Origin of the sequence: Actinosynnema sp. ALI-1.44, assembly GCF_001984155.1 — a bacterium.
Classification (GTDB): Bacteria; Actinomycetota; Actinomycetes; order Mycobacteriales; family Pseudonocardiaceae; genus Kibdelosporangium.
On the sequence record NZ_MTQO01000045.1, the window covers coordinates 105,065 to 123,911 of the forward strand.

General features: G+C 67.6%; 15 protein-coding genes. 7 read left to right on the forward strand and 8 right to left on the reverse strand.

Going from position 1 to position 18,847, the window contains the following annotated elements; all coding sequences use genetic code 11:
• Window positions 1-18 precede the first annotated feature (18 nt).
• From ALI144C_RS57600 to ALI144C_RS21090, 3 genes are all read left to right on the forward strand, one after another.
• Entirely contained in the window at window positions 19-396 is a 378-nt protein-coding gene (locus tag ALI144C_RS57600; RefSeq protein ID WP_076988845.1) for a hypothetical protein, read from the forward strand.
• A 151-nt stretch (window positions 397-547) separates the two neighbouring features.
• A complete protein-coding gene (locus ALI144C_RS21085; protein WP_143230770.1) occupies window positions 548-3,277 on the forward strand; it encodes a helix-turn-helix transcriptional regulator in 2,730 nt (909 codons plus the stop codon).
• A gap of 13 nt (window positions 3,278-3,290) precedes the next feature.
• Window positions 3,291-6,089 (forward strand): helix-turn-helix transcriptional regulator, encoded by a 2,799-nt coding sequence (locus ALI144C_RS21090; RefSeq protein WP_168211309.1) that lies wholly within the window; start codon window positions 3,291-3,293, stop codon window positions 6,087-6,089.
• A 16-nt stretch (window positions 6,090-6,105) separates the two neighbouring features.
• Here the strand turns inward: ALI144C_RS21090 and ALI144C_RS21095 are convergent, their stop codons facing one another.
• Both ALI144C_RS21095 and ALI144C_RS21100 read right to left on the reverse strand, forming a co-directional pair.
• Entirely contained in the window at window positions 6,106-6,573 is a 468-nt protein-coding gene (locus ALI144C_RS21095) for an ester cyclase (RefSeq protein WP_076988848.1), read from the reverse strand.
• Window positions 6,574-6,812: 239 nt separating this feature from the next.
• Entirely contained in the window at window positions 6,813-8,396 is a 1,584-nt protein-coding gene (locus ALI144C_RS21100) for an ABC-F family ATP-binding cassette domain-containing protein (RefSeq protein ID WP_076988849.1), read from the reverse strand.
• Window positions 8,397-8,572: 176 nt separating this feature from the next.
• Between ALI144C_RS21100 and modA the strand changes: the two genes are divergently transcribed.
• Genes modA through ALI144C_RS21115 form a run of 3 tightly spaced genes read left to right on the forward strand, consistent with a single transcriptional unit; the run spans window position 8,573 to window position 11,200 of the window.
• The gene (modA, locus tag ALI144C_RS21105; protein WP_076988850.1) at window positions 8,573-9,340 is read left to right on the forward strand and encodes a molybdate ABC transporter substrate-binding protein; all 768 of its coding nucleotides are present in this window, start codon (window positions 8,573-8,575) and stop codon (window positions 9,338-9,340) included.
• Window positions 9,341-9,356: 16 nt separating this feature from the next.
• Complete coding sequence (locus ALI144C_RS21110; protein WP_076988851.1) at window positions 9,357-10,151, forward strand: ABC transporter permease; 795 nt, start codon at window positions 9,357-9,359, stop codon at window positions 10,149-10,151.
• Window positions 10,148-11,200: an ABC transporter ATP-binding protein gene (locus ALI144C_RS21115; RefSeq protein ID WP_076988852.1), complete on the forward strand. Its 1,053-nt coding sequence runs from the start codon at window positions 10,148-10,150 to the stop codon at window positions 11,198-11,200. The genes ALI144C_RS21110 and ALI144C_RS21115 overlap by 4 nt, the downstream gene beginning before the upstream one ends.
• A 38-nt stretch (window positions 11,201-11,238) precedes the next feature.
• Here ALI144C_RS21115 and ALI144C_RS21120 read toward each other — a convergent pair whose 3' ends face one another.
• From ALI144C_RS21120 to ALI144C_RS21130, 3 genes are read right to left on the reverse strand one after another with little or no spacing between them, the layout of a single operon-like run.
• Window positions 11,239-12,477: a dihydrolipoamide acetyltransferase family protein gene (locus tag ALI144C_RS21120; protein ID WP_237774241.1), complete on the reverse strand. Its 1,239-nt coding sequence runs from the start codon at window positions 12,475-12,477 to the stop codon at window positions 11,239-11,241.
• The gene (locus ALI144C_RS21125; protein ID WP_076988854.1) at window positions 12,474-13,454 is read right to left on the reverse strand and encodes an alpha-ketoacid dehydrogenase subunit beta; all 981 of its coding nucleotides are present in this window, start codon (window positions 13,452-13,454) and stop codon (window positions 12,474-12,476) included. Before ALI144C_RS21125 ends, ALI144C_RS21120 begins: the two co-directional genes overlap by 4 nt.
• Window positions 13,454-14,524: a thiamine pyrophosphate-dependent dehydrogenase E1 component subunit alpha gene (locus ALI144C_RS21130; protein ID WP_083753244.1), complete on the reverse strand. Its 1,071-nt coding sequence runs from the start codon at window positions 14,522-14,524 to the stop codon at window positions 13,454-13,456. Before ALI144C_RS21130 ends, ALI144C_RS21125 begins: the two co-directional genes overlap by 1 nt.
• 91 nt (window positions 14,525-14,615) lie before the next feature.
• Here ALI144C_RS21130 and ALI144C_RS21135 point away from each other — a divergent pair, with 91 nt between their 5' ends.
• On the forward strand, window positions 14,616-15,104 hold the full coding sequence (locus ALI144C_RS21135) for an Lrp/AsnC family transcriptional regulator (RefSeq protein WP_202819016.1): 489 nt from the start codon (window positions 14,616-14,618) through the stop codon (window positions 15,102-15,104).
• A gap of 59 nt (window positions 15,105-15,163) precedes the next feature.
• On the opposite strand, the gene ALI144C_RS21140 is transcribed toward ALI144C_RS21135, so the two are convergent.
• From ALI144C_RS21140 to gabT, 3 genes are all read right to left on the reverse strand, one after another.
• Window positions 15,164-15,916 (reverse strand): serine protease, encoded by a 753-nt coding sequence (locus tag ALI144C_RS21140; protein ID WP_143230789.1) that lies wholly within the window; start codon window positions 15,914-15,916, stop codon window positions 15,164-15,166.
• Window positions 15,917-16,099: 183 nt separating this feature from the next.
• On the reverse strand, window positions 16,100-17,485 hold the full coding sequence (locus ALI144C_RS21145; RefSeq protein WP_076988856.1) for an NAD-dependent succinate-semialdehyde dehydrogenase: 1,386 nt from the start codon (window positions 17,483-17,485) through the stop codon (window positions 16,100-16,102).
• The gene (gene gabT, locus ALI144C_RS21150; RefSeq protein WP_076988857.1) at window positions 17,482-18,804 is read right to left on the reverse strand and encodes a 4-aminobutyrate--2-oxoglutarate transaminase; all 1,323 of its coding nucleotides are present in this window, start codon (window positions 18,802-18,804) and stop codon (window positions 17,482-17,484) included. The genes ALI144C_RS21145 and gabT overlap by 4 nt, the downstream gene beginning before the upstream one ends.
• Window positions 18,805-18,847 lie beyond the last annotated feature (43 nt).

Sequence of the window (18,847 nt, forward strand, 5' to 3'; positions counted from 1 at the left end):
CCGGCGCGGCCAGGGGTCGTGGCCAATCCGGACGGCCCGGATGTCGAGCGTCTTCTGTTGACCCGGGACCGTTTCGGCACTATCGACCGTGATCAGCTGCGTCCTGTCGACGAGCGCCTGCTACTGTCCGCGTGGCTCGACGTGGAGGCCTCCGTACTCGTCCTGGCGGCCGTTTCCTACGCGATCGATGACGCGAGCAAGGTCGGCGCCGATCTGATCGTGGAGGCCGCGAACATGCCGGTGACAGCGGCGGCCGAAGCACAGCTAGCTGAAGGCGGTGTCCTTCTCATCCGGACGTGGTGGCGAACTCGCGACCAATTCATGGGCGAAGCATGCGCTGCCTGGTCAAGCGGGTCCTGGATCGAGCGGGGGAACGCTCAACCGCTCCACGGGTAGCCGCCGCGGAGTTGGCCACAGAGGCGACCGACGTCATCTCCCAGTGATTTGGCGCGCAAACGGCATGATTCATGCTCCACCCGTCCGCCAGAAGGCTGTGACCGGCGACGAACACTGTCACCCTTGATCGGGGCCTGTGATACTTCGCTTCATGACCTTGATCGGCCGGGCTGACGAGGTGGCCCGGTTCGAGGCCGCCATCGACCGGCTAGGCACCAAACCGTGGGTCATCGAAGTGGCCGGCGAGCCTGGCATCGGCAAGAGCCACCTGCTCGACGAGTTGCGCACGCGTGCGCGTGATCACGGCATGCTGGTGCTGGGTGCCACATCGACCGAGCTCAACCAGCAGGTCCCGTTCAGTGTGCTCACCGCGGCCCTTTCCGAACATGTGAGCACAGCCGGTCTCGGGACCGCGCAAAGAAGTACGCTCGCGCCGTTGTTCCCGCAGCTCGGGCCGCAGCGAGCGAAGGTTGAGCGGTACCGGATCTTCCGCGCCATGCGGGCGCTGCTGGAATCGTTGGCCAAACCCAGTGGCCTCGTCCTAATGCTCGACGACCTACACTGGGTCGACGACAGCACTGCCGAGCTGCTGGCGCACCTACTGCGCCATCCGCCTGACGGGCCACTGATCCTCGTGCTGGCCTACCGGCCCGCGCAGTTGTCCCCGCAGGTCTCCGCCGCGATCAACCAGGCTGAACGGGGCGGCGAAGTCGAACGGATCGAGCTCGATGCGCTGTCGATCGACCAGTTCGCCGACCTTCTCGGCCCCGACGTGTCACAGGCGCGCTGCGAAGAACTGCATCGCGGGTGCGGCGGCAACCCCTTCTATCTACGGCTGCTGACCGAACCGTCGGACAGTACCGCCGCCGCGGCCCTGACCGATGAGCTCACGGGGTTGCCCGCCGTCGTCCGGCTGGTCGCGAGATCGGCAGCGGTGGCGGGCGATCCATTCGAGCCAGGACTGGTCGCGGCGATCGCCGGGCTCGACATCCGCAGCACCCTTGAGGCACTCGATGACCTCCTGGCCCGTGACTTGATCCGGGTTGACGACGAACGCAGGCTTCGGTTCCGTCATCCCTTGGTGCGCCAAGTCGCCTACCTGGACGCCGACGAAGACTGGGGCACGATCGCTCACGGCCGTGCCGCGGCCGAACTGGCAAAGCGCGACGCGCCAGTGACCGTACGGGCGCACCACACCGCGCTCGCGGCTCGCGCCGGTGATCTGGACGCGATCAGCACGCTCGTCCGCGCCGCGAGCGTGGCGATGGGAAAGACCCCGGCCGCCGCCGCGCAGTGGCTGCAGGTGGCGCTCGAACTCCTCCCGGCAGGTCAACCGCAGTTGCGCCAACGGCTGCTGACCATGACGGGGCGGGCCCTGGCCGTCACCGGGCGCCTGGCCGAAAGCCGCGATGTGCTCCGATCCGCACTGGCCGAGTTGCCTGACGACGACACAGAGACACGGATGACCGCCGCGGCCCTTTGCGGGATGGTCGAACGGCTGATCGGCGACTACGACTCCGCACGCACTGTGATGATCGCCGAAATGCCCGCGGGGACGCACACGATCAGCTCAGCCCGACTGAAACTCGAAGTCGTCCTCAACAGCGTCGTGCGCAATGATTTCGGCAGGGACCTCGACCTGGTCTACGAGGTTCTCGGGTTCGCGCACAGGTCAGCGGACCGGGTCCTGGAAGCTGCCGCGCACGCATTGCTGTCGTGGGCCAGTTATCTAACCGGGGATCTGGTCACCGCCACCGAGAGCTGTGAAGCGGCGAAGGCTGTGTTCGACGGGGTACCTGACGGCGAGATCGCCGAATGGATCGAGCTGGCCGTGTGGCTGAGCCACGTCGAACGGCTCCTAGATCGGTTCGACGACGCACTGCGGCACACCGATCGAGGAATCGCACTGGCCAAGGCGTACGGCCGCAATCACGTGCTGCCGCAGCTGCTGGTCCGGCGCGCGATCCTGCTGCGCTGGCTCGGCCGTCTTGGGGAGGCGACCCGGTACGCGCAGGAAGGCGGGACGCTCGCGCAGCACCAGGGCAACTGGTCGATCCGCGGCCACGCGTTGGTGATGGCCAGCCGGATCAGCCTCATCGTGGGAGATGTACCCGCCGCCGCAGAGGCCGCGCGCCAGGCCGCGGACACAGTCGGCGACGACAGCATCTGGCCGTCGATCGCGGCACGGCTGATGGTGGCACTCACAGCCAGCCACTCAGACCAAATGACCACGTTGATGGACATATTGGGCGGACCAGAACTGACCAGGGTCGAAGGACTCACTCGACCACTGCACTACGCGGACCTCGCGTGGGCTGATCTGTCCTCCGGACACATCGACCGCGCCAGGGAATGGGCATGGCGCGCCACCCAGACCACCCACTCTGACCTGCCAACACGACTCGGTCTGGCCCATCTCGCAACGGCACAGGTCGAGTTCGCCGTGGGTGCGTTCGGGGTCGCCAGGGCACGTGCGGCCATGGCCGTGGAGGCGTTCGATCAAGGCGGCGCTCGATTCGACGCGGGACGCGCGCACTTGGTCTGGGGCCGCGCGGCCGCTGGTCTCGGCCAGTCGGCGGAGGCGATCAGCGAACTCGAAAAAGCCGCCGAGCTGCTGACGAACGCGAGCGCGCCGATCCTCGCGGCACAAGCGACGCGGGAGCTGCGGCTGTTGGGCCGCCGGGCCGCCGGTTCGGACACCCTGACCGCGCGGGAGCGCGAAATCGCCGAACTCGTCGCGGGTGGCAGCTCCAACCGGCAGATCGCCGAAGCGCTTGTGATCAGCGAGCGGACCGTCGGAACCCATCTGACGAGGATCTACGCCAAACTGGGAGTTACTTCACGTGCCGCGCTCGCAGCGCAACACACCCGAGGTGGATAGGGATATGGGGTCCATGGCGCACTTCGTGGGGCGGGCCGAGGAACTCGCCGTGCTGACGGCGCTGCTGGCACGTCCCGGGTTGTGTATCGCCGAGGTCGTCGGCGAGCCCGGAATTGGGAAAACCCGGTTGCTGGCCGAATTCCGCGCGGTGGCCGCCGCGAACGGCCATCGGGTGCTGGCCGGGCAAGCTGGGGAACTGTCCGGGACGGCGCCATTCTCCGTACTGGTCGACGCTGTCGACGACGTCCTCGTGGGCAGCCGCCCCGCGTTGGACGACCAGACCCTGGCATTGCTGGCCGACGTGCTGCCGTCGATCGAGGACCTCGCGCCCGCTCACCGACCGGCAGGTGGAGGTCGCTACCGGGTACACGGCGCGTTGAGCGAGCTGCTGGAATGGCTGGCCGCGCCAGCTGGCCTGGTGCTGACGCTCGACGACGTGCATTGGGCAGACGAAGCAACATCGGAGTTGTTGAGCCGGCTCGTCCGCAGGCCGCCGCGTGTGCCCATGATGATCGTGCTGGCGTACCGGCCGCTCCAGCAGCCGCCCCACTTGTCGGCGTCTCTCGCGACCGGCAACAGTGAGTTCGTCGAGCTGGCCCCGCTGTCCCGAGACCAGGTCGCCGAGTTGGTCGGCCCGGATGTATCGCAGCATCGTCTCAGCCAGCTGCACGACCTCAGCGGGGGCAATCCGCTGTATCTGGACGCGCTGTCCAAAGCGGGCACCGTCGCTTCCTTCGATGCGGTGCTGCACGCCGAGCTGGCCATGCTCGCCGAGCCGGAACGTCTGATCGCGCACGCGGCGGCAGTTCTGGACGACCCGTTCGAACTGGCCACGGTCGCTCGTGTGGCGGAACTGCCGGAACGCGCAGCGAAGGGCGCACTGGACGAGCTCGTCGTCCGAGATCTGGTCCGTACGGACGGCGGGAAGTGGCGCTACCGGCATCCGTTGGTGCGACGTGCCGCGTATGGGTCCGCGAGCCGTGGTTGGCTGCATGGCGCCCATTCGCGCGCCGCACGGGCGTTGGTGGACGCGCCTGTGGTCCAGCAGGCTCCGCATGTGATGCGGGTGGCGCGCGTGGGTGACCAGGACGCGATCGCCCTTCTCACGAGCGCAGCACGCGAGACTTTCGTGCACGGCCCTGCCACGGCAGCGCAGTGGCTGCGCGCGGCGATCGACCTGCTGCCCGAGACTGTTGCCGACCAACGTCTGGGCCTGCTGGCTGAACTTGGTCACGCGCTGGTGCTGAGCGGCTCGTTGCATGAGAGTCGCCAAGTCCTGCAAACCGTCCTGCACCAACTGCCGCCCGACGAACCCGCACGCCGAGCCGCGGCAGTAGTGGCGTGCGCGCGCGTCGAGCAGCTGCTCGGCCATCATCAGGAGGCCCGTGGCCTGCTGTTGGCTGAACTGCGGCGCCTGCCCATGACGCACCGGAGGGAGAAAGTCCTTCTCGAGCTGGAACTGGGCTCGGTCGGGTTGATCAGCTGCGACTTCCAGATCGACATCCGGTGGATCGACGACGCCCTGGCCACCGCTCGTGAACTGGGCGACCGGGCCATGGAGGCGGAAGCGTGCGCGGTCCAGGCCCTGGCCGCGTACGGTGCCGCCGACGCGACCGCGGCACTGGAGTGGCAGCGCGAAAGCGCCATGCTCATCGACCAGCTGTCCGACGACGATCTGGCGGCCAATCTGAACGGACCTGCGACACTCAGCTGGGCGGAGTTGTATCTGGCACGGCCGCGTGTCGCGCTGCGGCATCTCGATCGCGGTCTGGCGCTGTCCGTGCGGACCGGGCAGAGCCACCAGCTCGTGTACTTGCTCACCGGGAAGGCCATGGCCCAGTTGCTGTTGGGTGACCTGGTCGACGCGAGTGCGAGTGCCGCCGAGGCCGTGGAGGTCGCGGAGTTGTCCGCGAGCGACAAACTGCGGGCTTCTTCGTACACGATCCAGGCGATGGTCGAGACAAGTCGCCGCAACCGCGGTCTCGCATTGCGGGCGGGCAAACGGGCCGTGCGGGCGTGTGTTGGCACTTTGGACTGGTGGTCGGCGGTCGCGGGGTGCGCGCTCGGCGGCGCGCGGCTGATCAACGGCGAGGCGGACGCGGCGGTGGCCGATCTGGTGCGCCTGTCCGGTGGGCCCGAGTTGCCGTTGCTGGATCCCCTGCACCGCCCGGTTTTCGCGCGCAGTCTCGTGGCCGCCGAGGTGTCCCGGGGACGTCCGGCCGACGCGAGACGATGGACCGTCATGATGGAACAGGCCGTGGCGGAAAGCTCTGGTGGCGATCTGCTGGCCAACCGGGCAGGCCACATCGCCTACTGCCATGCGACGGTGCACATGTCCGTTGGGCAGACGCGCGATGCGATCGAGTGCGCGACCCGGGCGATGTCGGCGTTTCACGTGACTGACCACGTGGTGCAGGAGATGGAAAGCCGCGAACTGCTGGGGTTGGCCCTGGCCGCGTCGGGCGACACCGACGCGGCTATCAACGAACTGGCCGAGGTGGCCAAGCAGTACGAGCTCTGCGACATGCCCGGACGCCGAGACGGCGTTTACCAGCAGCTGAGGGCGCTGGGCTATAACGCGGTCGCGCCGCGTAGGTCCACCCAGCGCGCCGCCCTTCCGCAGCTGACGGCGCGAGAGACGGAAGTCGCGGCGCTTGTCGCCGATGGCCTGACCAACCGGGAAATCATGCAGCGGCTGCGCCTGAGCCGGCGAACCGTCGAGACCCACATCTCCAACATCCGAGGCAAGCTCGAGGTGGAGTCACGGGCCGCGCTCGCCGCGACCGTCATCCGGGCAGGCCAGGCCTCCTAGTCCAGGCGTCGAGTTGCTACGACAACGCGGCGACGGCAACCTTCTTCTTACGCATCGGCTTGGTCTCCCCCACCATCGTGGTGTCCGGGCGTACGCCCAGTTGGTCGAGCAACTCCAGGTCGTCCCGCACGCAGTAGTGCGTGGCGAGCCGTCCGTCACGGCCTTCGTAGATGTGCACCTGCTCCACACTGACCGCGCAGCGCGTCGGCGCGACGCCGAGGTAGTCGCCCACATGCACCCCGGTGAACCTCAGCCGGACGACCGTCGTCGTGCCTTCGGCGACCAGGCCGAGGACGTCCCAGCGGGCGTCCTTGAACGATCGCCGTAGCGTCTGGATGGAACTCTTGAACCAATCCGGACCTGCGGACACCCCGAGATCCGCGAAGTCCGGCGTCAGGTAATCGTCGATCCTGGATATCTTCCCGTCGTTGAACGCCCGGCACAGCTCCAGCACGAGTCGTTTGTAGTGAGCGGTCCCCGTCATTGCTTCCTCGACCCTCTCCCCAGGAGGTCCCCTTGCCCCGGACAATAGTGGCGGAAAGCAGGCGGCAGCGCTTCGTGGTAATTACGCACATCCAGTCCAACTGCTACGTAAGTTGCTGCCGAACGTAGCCGAGCCGCACCTATGGGTAGTTGAACAGGCATCACTTCGAGGTCCGTCGTGTTTCTCCCGTTACCCGTGATCGTGTTAGAAAGACGCGCATCCACCCCTTCGGTTGCCGCTCACGCCACGTGGCCACCCTGAAGGACCAGTTCCGCTCCTTCCCAGGTCCGCCGTAGCCACCGGTCGTGCGACGCGATCACGACGGCGCCGGGCGCGGAGCGCAACGCGTCTTCCAGTTCCTCGACAAGGCTCAGCGACAGGTGGTTCGTCGGCTCGTCCAGCAGCAGCACGTCCGGCGGTTGGCCGATCAGGACGGCCAGTGCCAGTCTGCGTCGCTGACCGACGGACAGGTGGCCTACTGGGCGGTCCAGGTCCCTCGGCGCGACCAGGCCGAGTTCGGCCAGCGGCGCCGAGCCCGTGTACAGCTGCCGCGGTGTCTTATCGGGATCCGGGAAGTCCACGTCCTGTTCGAGCAGGCCGACCCGGACGCCACGAGCACGGCGGACCTCCCCGTCGTCGGGACGCAACCGACCGGCCAGAACGTGAAGCAACGTCGATTTGCCCGCGCCATTCGAGCCTCGGACCATCAGCCTGTCCCCTGTCACGACATCGAGCTGACCGATGTCCAGCCGACCGCCGACCTTGACGTGGCGCACCGAGAGAGCCAGCTTGTCGTCGGGCGGCGTCGCAGTGAGTTTCGCTGCGAACCTCAGCGGCGCCGGAGGCTTGCGCACCTGGGTACGAGTCAGCTCGTCCAGCCGGTGTTGCGCGTTGCGCACACGCCGCGAAATCTGCTTCTGCACCCGGCCGCCGAAGAAGTCGTAACCCATTTTGTCGTTGTCACGTGGTGGACGGTTGTACGCGACGTTGCGGGCCGTGACGTCAACGGACAGCTTGAGGCGCTTCAGCTCGTCCTGTTCGGACTCGTACTGCTGCTCCCAACGTGCGCGCTCGGCGCGCTTGGAATCCAAGTAGTCCGTGTACGCGCCGCCGTACAGCGTGACCCCGCCACGAGCCGGGTCGAGGTCCACGATCGTCGTGCACACGGCGTCCAGGAACACGCGGTCGTGCGACGCCACCACGACCACGCCCGGCAGTCGCGTCAGCTGGCTCTCCAGGAACGCCATCGCCTCGTCGTCGAGGTGGTTGGTCGGTTCGTCCAGCAGCAACGCCCGCGGCTGGCTGATCAACAGGGCCGCGAGCCCCAGCCGGGAACGTTGCCCGCCCGACAACGAACCGATGACCCGGTCGTGCCGGACGCCGGACAACCCGAGTCCGTCCATGACGAGCGTGGCGCGTCGGTCGGCGTCCCAGATGTCATGTGCTTGGGCCCATTCGAGGACGTCGCCGTATTCGGCCAGTGCCGCCGGGTCGGTCAGCCTGGTGCTGAGCTCCATCAGCCGTTGTTCGGCGTCACGGATTTCGGCCAGCGCCCTGTCTACGACCTCAGCGACGGTCATGTCCAGGCCGTACGGCAGTTCCTGTGTAAGGAAGCCGCAGTCCGGCGGCCGGTGGATCTCGCCCGCGTCCGGCTCCTCGGCACCTGCCAGCAACCGCAGCAGCGTGGACTTGCCGACGCCGTTCTCGCCGACCAAACCCAGGCGTTGTCCTGGGGAAACGGTCAGCGAGACGCTGTCGAGAACGCGACGATCGCCGTAGACCTTGTCCAGATCACGCGCGACCAAGTAGGGGGTTGATGACATCGCACACCACCGGAATGGCTCGGTTGGGGACGTCCGCCGGGCGCTGGGCCTCGGGCGCGGACGAGGTGGCGATGTCAGTTCTCCATGATGGTTCCAAGGCTAACAAAGTCGGCAACCAGTTATAAGTTCTCCGCAAACGCTGCCGTATATTGCAGATGGTTCCGCAGATACGGAGGATGCTTGTGAAGAAGCTGGCGGCCCTGCTCGTGGCCCCGATCCTGCTGGCCGGGTGTGGCAGCTCAGAACAGCCACCGGCCGCGCCGTCGGGTGCGGGCCAGCCGGTCACCGGCGAGGTCACGGTGTTCGCGGCGGCCTCGCTGACGGAGACGTTCACGCAGCTCGGCAAGGATTTCGAAGCCGCCAACCCCGGCGCCAAGGTGAAGTTCAACTTCGGCGGCAGCTCGGCGCTGGCGCAACAGATCAACCAGGGTGCGCCCGCTGACGTGTTCGCCTCGGCGAGCCCCGCCAACATGAAGCAGGTCGCCGAGACCGGCACGGTCACGTTCGTGAAGAACAAGCTGCAGATCGCGGTCGGCAAGGGCAACCCGCACAAGATGGCCTCACTGGCCGACGTACTGAAGCCGGAGATCAAGCTGGCGCTGTGCGCGGAGCAGGTGCCGTGCGGCGCCGCGGCCAAGAAGGCGTTCGAGGTCGCGAAGCTCACACCGAAGCCGGTCACGCTGGAGCAGGACGTCAAAGCGACGCTGACCAAGGTGAAGCTCGGCGAGGTGGACGCGGCACTGGTGTACGAGACGGACGTGTCCGCAGCAGCCAAGGACGTCGACGGCGTCGACTTCCCCGAGGCCGCGCAGGCGGTCAACGACTACCCCATCGTGACGCTGCCCAAGGCGCGGAACGCCTCGGGCGGCAAGGCATTCATGGACTTCATCCTGTCCGACAAGGGCCGCCAGGTGTTGACCAAGGCAGGCTTCGATACTCCGTAACGGTCACACTGACAGCATGAGAGCGGTTCGTGCCCGGGTTCCGGTTGTCCTGCTCATCCCCGCGTTCATCGGCCTGGCGTTCCTGGTGCTCCCGATGGTCGGGTTGGTCATCAGGGCGCCATGGTCCACCTTGGTCGACCAGCTGGCCACCGCCGAGGTCGGTGAGGCGCTGCGGTTGTCGTTGATCTGCGCGACGTCCGCGACGGCGATCTGTCTCGTGCTGGGTGTGCCGTTGGCGTGGATGCTCGCGCGGACGGAACTGCCGGGTAGGCGCGTCGCGCGAGCCTTCGTCACCGTGCCGTTGGTGCTACCGCCCGTTGTCGGCGGTGTGGCGCTGCTGCTGGTTTTCGGGCGGCGTGGCGTGCTCGGTCAGTACCTGGACGCGTGGTTCGGGATTTCGCTGCCGTTCACGACTGCCGGTGTGGTTGTCGCCGAGGCGTTCGTGGCCATGCCGTTCCTCGTCATCGCGGTGGAGGGCGCGTTGCGCGGGGCAGATCCACGGTTCGAGGAGGCCGCCGCGACCTTGGGCGCATCCCGGTGGACGGCGTTTCGCCGGGTCACCTTGCCGACCGTCGCGCCGGGTATCGCGGCCGGATCTGTGCTCTGCTGGGCGCGTGCGCTGGGCGAGTTCGGGGCGACGATCACGTTCGCCGGCAACTACCCGGGTACGACCCAGACCATGCCGCTCGCGGTCTACCTGGCGCTGGAGCAGGACCCGGACAGCGCCACGGTGCTGAGTCTCGTGCTGCTGGCCGTGTCCATTGTGATCCTGGTCAGTCTGCGCGACCGGTGGATCGGAACACGCGCATGACTTTGCAGGCGACCTTAAACGTCCACATCGGATCGTTCGTGCTGACCGCGGACGTCGAAGTGGAGCCCGGGACCACACTGGCGCTGCTCGGCCCCAACGGCGCCGGCAAGAGCACGGCGCTGCGCGCGTTGGCGGGCCTGCGCCCGTTGTCCAGCGGGATGATCGAGCTGGGCGGTCGGCTCGTCGACGCCCCAGAGAAAGGCGTGTTCGTTCCGCCGGAACAGCGGTCGGTCGGTGTCGTGTTCCAGGACTACCTGCTGTTCGGCCACATGTCCGCTGTGGACAACGTCGCCTTCGGACTGCGGGCGCGTGGAATGCGCAAGCGGGAAGCGAACGCGGCGGCTGCCGAGTGGTTGGACCGAGTCGGCCTGGCCGCGCAGGCACGCCACCGGCCCCGTCAACTGTCCGGCGGTCAGGCCCAACGGGTCGCGCTCGCCCGAGCCCTGGCAATTCAGCCGGACCTGCTGCTGCTCGACGAGCCGCTGGCCGCGTTGGACGCGGCAACCCGCATCCAAATCCGGGCACAGCTACGCAAACACCTCGACGCGTATGAGGGTGCGACCGTCCTCGTCACACACGACCCACTGGATGCGATGGTTCTCGCGGACCGGCTGCTCGTCGTGGAAAACGGATCGGTGGTGCAGGCGGGTTCGCCCGCGGAGATCGCCAAGCGGCCGCGTACCGACTACATCGCCGCGCTGGTCGGACTGAATCTCTATCGCGGTACGGCCGACGGCGTGAGCATAAAACTCGACGACGGCGGTGTCCTCACCACAGCGCATCGCATCGACGGCCCGGTGTTCGTCACGTTCCCGCCGACCGCGGTGAGCCTGCACAAAACGCGTCCCGAGGGCAGTCCACGCAACACGTGGCTGGCCGAAGTGGCCGGGATCGAACAGCACGCCGACACAGTCCGCGTCCGGCTGACAGGCACACCCGATCTGCTCGCCGACGTGACCACCGCGGCCGTCGCCGAGCTGAGGCTGACATCGGGCCAGCAGGTGTGGGTCACGGTCAAGGCGACCGAGACCCACGCCTACCCGATCTGAAATCCCAGGTCAGCGGCCTTGGTCACGCAAGGGCGCCATCACAGGTCACCCAACAGCGCGGTGGGTCGTTCGACGCAGTCGGCCAGGAACCGCAGGAAGCCGCCAGCGACCTCGCCGTCACAGACCCGATGGTCGAAGGCGAGGGTCAGTTCGGTCACCTTGCGGACCGCGAGCTGACCGTCGACCACCCATGGCCGGTCGATGATCCGCCCGATGCCGACGATCGCGGCCTCCGGGTGGTTGATGATCGCCGCCGAACCGTCCACCCCGAACACGCCGTAGTTGTTCACGGTGAACGTCCCGCCGGTGAGTTTCGCGGGCGGCAGCGAGCCTTCCCGCGCGGACTCGGTGAGGTGGCCCAACTGCGCGGCCAGCTCACGGGTGGTCAACTGCTGGGCGTCCTTCACCACGGGGACGACCAGGCCACGTGGTGTCTGGGCGGCGAACCCGAGGTTCACCGCGTCCGACAGCACGATCTCGCCACGTTCGGTGTCGATGGTGGAATTCAGCGCCGGGTACCGCTTCAACCCGAGAACGCAGAACCGCGCGATCAGCGCGAGCAGGCTCACCGGGCGGGCCGGGTCGACGCTGTTGATCTCCTGGCGCGCGGCGAGCAGTCCGGTGGCATCGACGTCCACCCAGACCGTCGCCTCGGGGATCTCCCGGCGGGAGCGGCTCAACCGCTCGGCCATCATGCCCCGCACACCGCGCAGCGGGATCCTCGTCTGCCCACCGGCCTGGGTGTTCTCGGCCTGGTCGGACATCGCGGCCACCACGTCCTTGCGCAGGACCAGGCCGTCGGGGCCGCTTCCGGACAACGCCTTCAGGTCGACGTGGTTTTCCCTCGCGAGCTTGCGGACCACCGGCGACACCACCGCGACCGGGCCCGGTTTCGGGGCGACAGCCACCTGGCTCACGGGAGCAGCCACAGCTTCGGCGACGGCAAGGGGCCGCCGTCGGCCCTGGCGTCGGGCACGTTTGGTGACGCCGGACCCGACCAGGTTGGGGCTCGTCTCGACGCCCGGTTCCGACAGCCCGGCCGAGGCCACCGACAGCAGAGGTGCGCCGACCTCGACCGTCGATCCGGCTTCACCGTGCAGCGCGGTCACAACGCCGGCGTACGGGACGGGCACCTCGATGGCGGCTTTGGCTGTTTCGACCTCGACCACGGGCTGGTCGATCTCGACCGCGTCGCCGACCTCGACCAGCCAGCGCACGATTTCCGCGTCGACAAGGCCCTCGCCGAGGTCGGGCAGTGCGAACTGGCGGACGTTCACTGGTCCTCCCATTGCAGCCGGGCGATCGTGTCGAGGATCCGGTCCGGGTGTGGCAGCTGGTGCTCCTCGAGATCCTTCGGCGGGTATGGCACGTCAAAACCGCCAACCCGCAGCACCGGCGCCTCCAACCAGTGGAAACACTTCTCGCTCACGGTAGCGGCGACCTCGGCGCCATAGCCGGAGAACACCGACGACTCGTGTACGACGACAGCACGGCCGGTCTTACGAACCGACGCGCAGACGGTGTCCTCGTCCAGCGGCGTGAGCGACCGCAGGTCCACGACCTCGACGTCCCAGCCTTCCTCCTTGGCCGCGTCCGCTGTCTCCATACAGGTCTGGACGGTCGAGCCGTACGCGATCAGCGTGACGTCCTGGCCCACCCGGCGGACCACCGCGCGGTTCATCGCGTCGGTCCGTGCCGGCAGTTCCAGATCGGCCCTGCTCCAGTACCGGGACTTCGGCTCCATGAAGATCACCGGGTCCGGGCTTTCGATCGCGGCACGCAGCAACGAGTACGCGTCCGCCGTGGTGCCTGGCGTGACAACCGTGAGCCCGGGTGTGTGCGTGTAGTACGCCTCGGACGAGTCGCCGTGGTGTTCGACGCCGCCGATGCCGCCGCCGTAGGGGATGCGGATGACCATCGGCAACGCGACCTTGCCGCGAGTGCGGTTGCGCATTTTGGCCACGTGCGACGTGATCTGCTCGAACGCGGGATACGCGAACGCGTCGAACTGCATCTCCACGACCGGGCGCATGCCGTACATCGCCATACCGACCGCGGTGCCGACGATCCCGGACTCGGCCAGCGGCGAGTCGAAACAACGGTCCTCGCCGAACTGTGCCGTCAGGCCCTCGGTCACCGTGAACACGCCGCCGTACGGGCCGACGTCCTCGCCGAACACCACTACGTTCGGGTCATCGGTCATCGCGTCACGCAGTGCGCGGTTCAATGCTTGCGCCATGTTGAGCTGAGCCATCACGCCTCATCCCGGTCCACCGCGAGTTCCGCCCGTAACGCGGCGGCCTGCGCACGCAGCCGCGGCGTCGGCACGGCGTAGACGTGTTCGAACAGCTCGTCCGGGTCAACGTGCGCGTCCTTGTTCATCTCGGCGCGCAGTTCGGCCATCATCCGGTCGGCTTCGTCCGCGTAGGCCGACTCGTCCACCCCTAGCAAGCGGTTGAACCGGAGGATCGGGTCGGTGGCGCGCCACGGTTCGGCGTCGCTCGCGTCCCGGTACCGGTTGGTGTCGTCGGAGTTGGTGTGCGGGTCGATCCGGTAGGTCAGCCCTTCCACAATGGATGGCCCACCGCCCGAGCGCGCCCGTTCCAGCGCCTCGGACACGACGGTGTACACAGCGGCGGCGTCATTGCCGTCGACGTGGTAGCCGGGCATGCCGTACCCGATTGCCTTGTGTGCCAGCGTCAGCGCCTTGGACTGCTTGGACAGCGGGACGCTGATCGCCCATTGGTTGTTCTGGATGAAGAAGACGACCGGTGCGTTGAACACCGCCGCGAAGTTGAATGCTTCATGAGCGTCGCCCTCGCTCGTCGCGCCGTCGCCCATGAACACAAGCACCGCCAACGAGTCCCCACGCAGGCGCGCTGCGTGCGCCAGGCCAACCGCGTGCGGCCCGTTCGTCGACAGAGGCGTGCACAACGGAGCGACTCGATACGCGTACGGGTCGTAACCCGAGTGCCAGTCGCCGCGCAACAAGGTCAGCGTCTCGACCGCGGGGACGCCGCGCGTGACCGCCGCCAGCGTGTCGCGGTAGGTCGGGAACAGCCAGTCGTCGGCTTGGAGCGCGAGCGTCGCGCCGACCTCGCACGCCTCCTGACCGACCGACGACGGGTAGACCGCGAGACGTCCCTGCTTGGTCAGCGCGGTGGCTTGCCTGTTGAACCGCCTGCCCAGGACCATCGCGCGGTGCAAGGATCGCAGCACGCGTTCGTCCGGGAGGTCACCGACGGCCGACCCGTTCTCGTCGACCAGCTGGATGGGTTTCCGGCCCGGCAGTGTGAGCTCGGGGCTCGCCTCGATCGACTTCATGACCGAATGGTCAGTTGGTATCGTGACGCTTGTCCACGCTGGTGACCGAGGCCGAGACGAGTTGCCTGCGGGAGCGCGACGGGAGGCCCGGATGTCCGACCAGATGTCCGGCCAGGGGGAGCGCGATGGACGGATGGCGCCCGCACTGGACGAGGTCGATCGCAGGATCGTCGAACTGCTGCGGACCGACGGCCGGATCTCGGTGCGCAAGCTGGCCGAGCAGGTCAACGTCTCCCGCGCCAACGCGTACGCCCGGATCGAGCGGCTGACGTCGTCCGGTGTGATCACCGGCTACCACGCGACGATCGATCCGCACCGGTACGGCTACACGGTGTCGGCGTACCTGGCCGTGAAACTGCGCCAGCGGTCGTGGCGCGAGTTCACTCAGCGCCTGGCCGACATGCCCGAGATCGAGCACGCGGCGATGGTGTCCGGCGGATACGACGGCCTGTTGCTCGTACGGACCACTGACAGCGACGCGTTACGTGACGTCGTGCTGGACAGGCTGCAGTCGATGCCCGAGGTGATGGCGACGCACACGATGTTCATCTTGGACGAGCTCAGGCCGAAGCCCTCGTAGGTGGCCGTCCCGACGAGCCACCTACGAGGGCCTGCGGTTTCATCGCTGAAGCAGCGTGGCTAGATCCTGGCTGCCGCTGCGGCGATGTCCTTGGCGAAGGTGCTCACCTCGGTGTAGACGCCGGGCTTGCCGCGCCGCGCGCAGCCCTCGCCCCAGCTGACGATGCCGACCTCGATCCACTGGCCCGCGTTGTCCTTGCGGAACATCGGGCCACCGGAGTCACCCTGGCAGGTGTCCACGCCACCCTGCGGAAGTCCCGCGCAGATCTCGGCGGCCGGGATCAGGTCGCCATAGCTGCCGCCAGACGCCCTGCACGTGGAGTCGCTGATGAACGGCACCTGGGCCTTGAGCAGGTAGCGCTGCTGCGCGCCACCCTCGGAGGCGGCGCCCCAGCCGGCGACGGTGAAGGTGCCGTTGTCGTACTCCTTGGTGGTCGCGATCTTCAGCGTCGGCACGTTGTTGACCGGGCTGGCCAGCTTGATCAGCGCCCAGTCACCACCAGTGGCCGTCGGGTAGGTCGCGGAGCGGTGGACGTAGGTCGACCTGACCTTGATCGCGCTGGAGCTCTGCAGGTCCACCACGCCGAGCGTGGCGGTGATGCTGGTGTTGGCGCCGGTCCGCGACACGCAGTGCGCCGCGGTCAAGACGATCTGTGGCGTGTACAGCGCGCCGCCACAGCCCATGGACAACCGGACCATCCAGGGGAATTCGCCCTGGGCTGCCCTCGTACCGCCGACGACCTGGGTGCCGACCTCGCCGTCCGGGCTGCCCGACGGCTGCTGCGCCGCTGCCGGAGACGCGAGGCCGATCATGGTCGCCGCGCCGACGACCGCGATCGCGGATTTCTTGAGCGCGCTGAACCACTTGTTGGTGCTCAACGGATCATTCCTTCCGAAGTCCACTCAAAGTGCAGGGAGGTGAACGCAAAGCGACTACACCAGAGCGGATAAAGCCCGGTCAACCCGACTTTCTTCGGATCTTGATCCCAATTGCCGTTACCAGGATGTCGCCACGTACGTGGTTTCCAGGTATTCCGCGATGCCCTCGAAGCCGCCTTCCCTGCCCAGACCCGACTCCTTGAGGCCGCCGAAGGGCGCGGCCGGGTCGGACACGAGACCCCGGTTGAGCCCCACCATCCCGGCGTCGAGCCGTTCCGCCAGCCGGAGTCCTCTGGCCAGGTCAGCGGTATACAGGTAGCTCACCAGCCCCATCTCGGTCGCGTTGGCGAACGCGACGGCGTCCTCGTCGTCATGGACGGTGAAGATGGGCGCCACCGGACCGAAGATCTCCTCGCGGCCGAGGGCCGAGTCACGGGGAACGTCGGTCACGACCGTCGGCGGATAGTGAAAACCGGAACCTTTTGTCCGTTTCCCGCCCAGCTGGATGGCGCCGCCGGACAATTCGACCTTGGCTTCCAGGTTCACCAGCGCACGTTCGTTGATCACCGGGGCCGACGGCACTGCCCGCATGGCCGAAACGAGCTTCTCGGTGAACTCGCCGACGACGGATTCATGAACAAGAAAACGATTGGCCGCCGTGCACGCCTGGCCGTGGTTGCGCATTTTGGCCACCATCGCGCCCTGCACCGCCGCGTCCAGGTCCGCGTCGTCGAGCACCAGGAAGGGCGCGTTGCCGCCCAGTTCCATGGAGCATTTGACAATATGGCCCGCGGCCTGCGCCAGCAACAGTCTGCCGACCTGGGTCGACCCTGTGAAGGAAAGCTTACGAACCCGGTCGTCCGCCAATGCCTTGGTGACGAGATCGCCCGGCTTGTCCGTGGTCAGAACATTGACAACGCCGTCAGGCACGCCGGCGTCGGCCAGCAGACCGGCCAGCAGCAGCGCGGTCAACGGGGTGTCCTCGGCGGGTTTCAGCACGACGGTGCATCCAGCCGCGAGCGCCGGGCCGATCTTGCGGGTGGCCATGGCCGCCGGGAAGTTCCACGGGGTCAGCAGCAGCGAAACGCCGACCGGGCGCTGGAACGTCAGAATCCGGTTCGCCCCACCCGGAGCCGTTCGCAGCTCACCGCCGATCCGGACGGCCTCCTCGGAGAACCACCGGAAGAATTCGGCCGCATAGGTCACCTCGGCCCGCGCGTCGTCCAGGGACTTGCCCATCTCCTGCGTGATCAACGCCGCGATCTCCTCGCGTCGTTCGATCATCGCGTCGAAGGCGCGGCGCAACACTTCGCCGCGTTGCCGGGGCGCGGTGGCTGCCCACGCGGGCCATGCCTCGTGAGCTGCGGTGATAGCGGCGTCCAGGTCGTCGAGACCGGCACGGGCCACCGAAGTGATGGTCTCGCCGGACGAGGGGTCCAGGACCGGGAACGTCCCTTCGGAGCCCGGCGTCCATCGGCCACCAACGAACAGATCGGTTTTCACAGCACCTCCTGGAATGCCGCGTCAAGGATGTCCAGGCCCTCGGTGAGCAGGTCCTCACCGATGACCAACGGGGGCAGGAACCGCAGGACGTTGCCGAAAGTGCCTGCGGTGAGCGTGATCAGCCCGGCCCGGTGACAGGCAGCGGACACCGCACCGGCCAGTGCGGGTGTGGGCTCGGCGAACTCGACGGCCAGCATGGCGCCGCGTCCCCTGGCTTCGCCAAGCTGGTCATATCTCTCGACCAGCGTGTCGAGTCGCGGACGCATGATCGCCTCGATGCGGCGGGCCTTGCCGCACAGGTCCTCGGCGTGCATGGTGTCGATGGCGGCGAGGGCCGCGGCGCATGCGATCGGGTTGCCGCCGTACGTCCCGCCGAGGCCCCCGGTGTGGACGGAATCCATGATCTCGGCCCGGCCGGTCACCGCTGCCAGTGGCAGCCCGCCCGCGATGCCCTTCGCGGTGGTGATCAAGTCCGGCACGATCCGCTCGTGGGTGGAGGCGAACCAGTCGCCGGTCCGGCAGAAGCCGGTCTGGATCTCGTCGGCGATCAGCAGGATGCCCTCGTCCCGGCACCACTCGGCGACCCGGTGCAGGAATCCGGGTGCGGGAACGATGAACCCGCCCTCGCCCTGGATCGGCTCGACGATCACGGCGGCGACGTTGTCCGAGCCGACCTGTACCCGAACCGCGGTCGTGAAGGCCTCAAACGCCTGGTCAGCACAGGTGGCACTGCCGGACGGCCACCGGTAGGGGTAGGCCATCGGCACCCGGTGGATCTCGCCGGCGAAGGGCCCGAAGCGGTGCTTGTAGGGCATGTTCTTAGCGGTCAGGGCCATGGTCAGGTTGGTACGCCCGTGATAGGCGTGGTCGAACGCGACGACAGCCGACCGACCGGTGTGGTGCCGCGCGATCTTCACTGCGTTCTCCACGGCTTCGGCGCCGGAGATGAACAGCGCCGTGCGCTTCTCGTGGTCTCCTGGCGTCAGGTCGTTGAGCCGCTCGGCCACCGCTACGTAGCTCTCATACGGCGTGATCATGAAGCACGTGTGCGTGAAGTCCTCGACCTGCGCGCGGACAGCGTCAACGACGCGCGGAGCGGAGTTGCCCACGCTGGTCACCGCGATGCCGGAGCCGAAGTCGATCAGGTGGTTGTCGTCGACGTCCACCACGATCCCGCCGCCCGCCCGGACGACGTACGCGGGCAGAGTGGTGCCGACGCCTGATGCCACGGCCGCGATCTTGCGGGCGTGCAACTCGGCCGAGCGCGGGCCGGGGATGTCGGTGCGCAGGACGCGTCGCTGGGGGATTCCGGTCGCCATGGCCAGAAGTACACCGCTGACCTGCGGATCTGTCAGTTGTACA

What these genes read in the sequence shown, in the direction of transcription:
- ALI144C_RS21085 (WP_143230770.1), top strand. Translation starts at nt 548, where the DNA reads ATGACCTTGATCGGCCGGGCTGACGAGGTGGCCCGGTTCGAGGCCGCC.
- ALI144C_RS21090 (WP_168211309.1), top strand. Translation starts at nt 3,291, where the DNA reads ATGGCGCACTTCGTGGGGCGGGCCGAGGAACTCGCCGTGCTGACGGCG.
- ALI144C_RS21095 (WP_076988848.1), bottom strand. Translation starts at nt 6,573, where the DNA reads ATGACGGGGACCGCTCACTACAAACGACTCGTGCTGGAGCTGTGCCGG.
- ALI144C_RS21100 (WP_076988849.1), bottom strand. Translation starts at nt 8,396, where the DNA reads ATGTCATCAACCCCCTACTTGGTCGCGCGTGATCTGGACAAGGTCTAC.
- modA (WP_076988850.1), top strand. Translation starts at nt 8,573, where the DNA reads ATGCTTGTGAAGAAGCTGGCGGCCCTGCTCGTGGCCCCGATCCTGCTG.
- ALI144C_RS21110 (WP_076988851.1), top strand. Translation starts at nt 9,357, where the DNA reads ATGAGAGCGGTTCGTGCCCGGGTTCCGGTTGTCCTGCTCATCCCCGCG.
- ALI144C_RS21115 (WP_076988852.1), top strand. Translation starts at nt 10,148, where the DNA reads ATGACTTTGCAGGCGACCTTAAACGTCCACATCGGATCGTTCGTGCTG.
- ALI144C_RS21125 (WP_076988854.1), bottom strand. Translation starts at nt 13,454, where the DNA reads ATGGCTCAGCTCAACATGGCGCAAGCATTGAACCGCGCACTGCGTGAC.
- ALI144C_RS21130 (WP_083753244.1), bottom strand. Translation starts at nt 14,524, where the DNA reads ATGAAGTCGATCGAGGCGAGCCCCGAGCTCACACTGCCGGGCCGGAAA.
- ALI144C_RS21135 (WP_202819016.1), top strand. Translation starts at nt 14,616, where the DNA reads ATGTCCGACCAGATGTCCGGCCAGGGGGAGCGCGATGGACGGATGGCG.
- ALI144C_RS21140 (WP_143230789.1), bottom strand. Translation starts at nt 15,916, where the DNA reads ATGATCGGCCTCGCGTCTCCGGCAGCGGCGCAGCAGCCGTCGGGCAGC.
- gabT (WP_076988857.1), bottom strand. Translation starts at nt 18,804, where the DNA reads ATGGCGACCGGAATCCCCCAGCGACGCGTCCTGCGCACCGACATCCCC.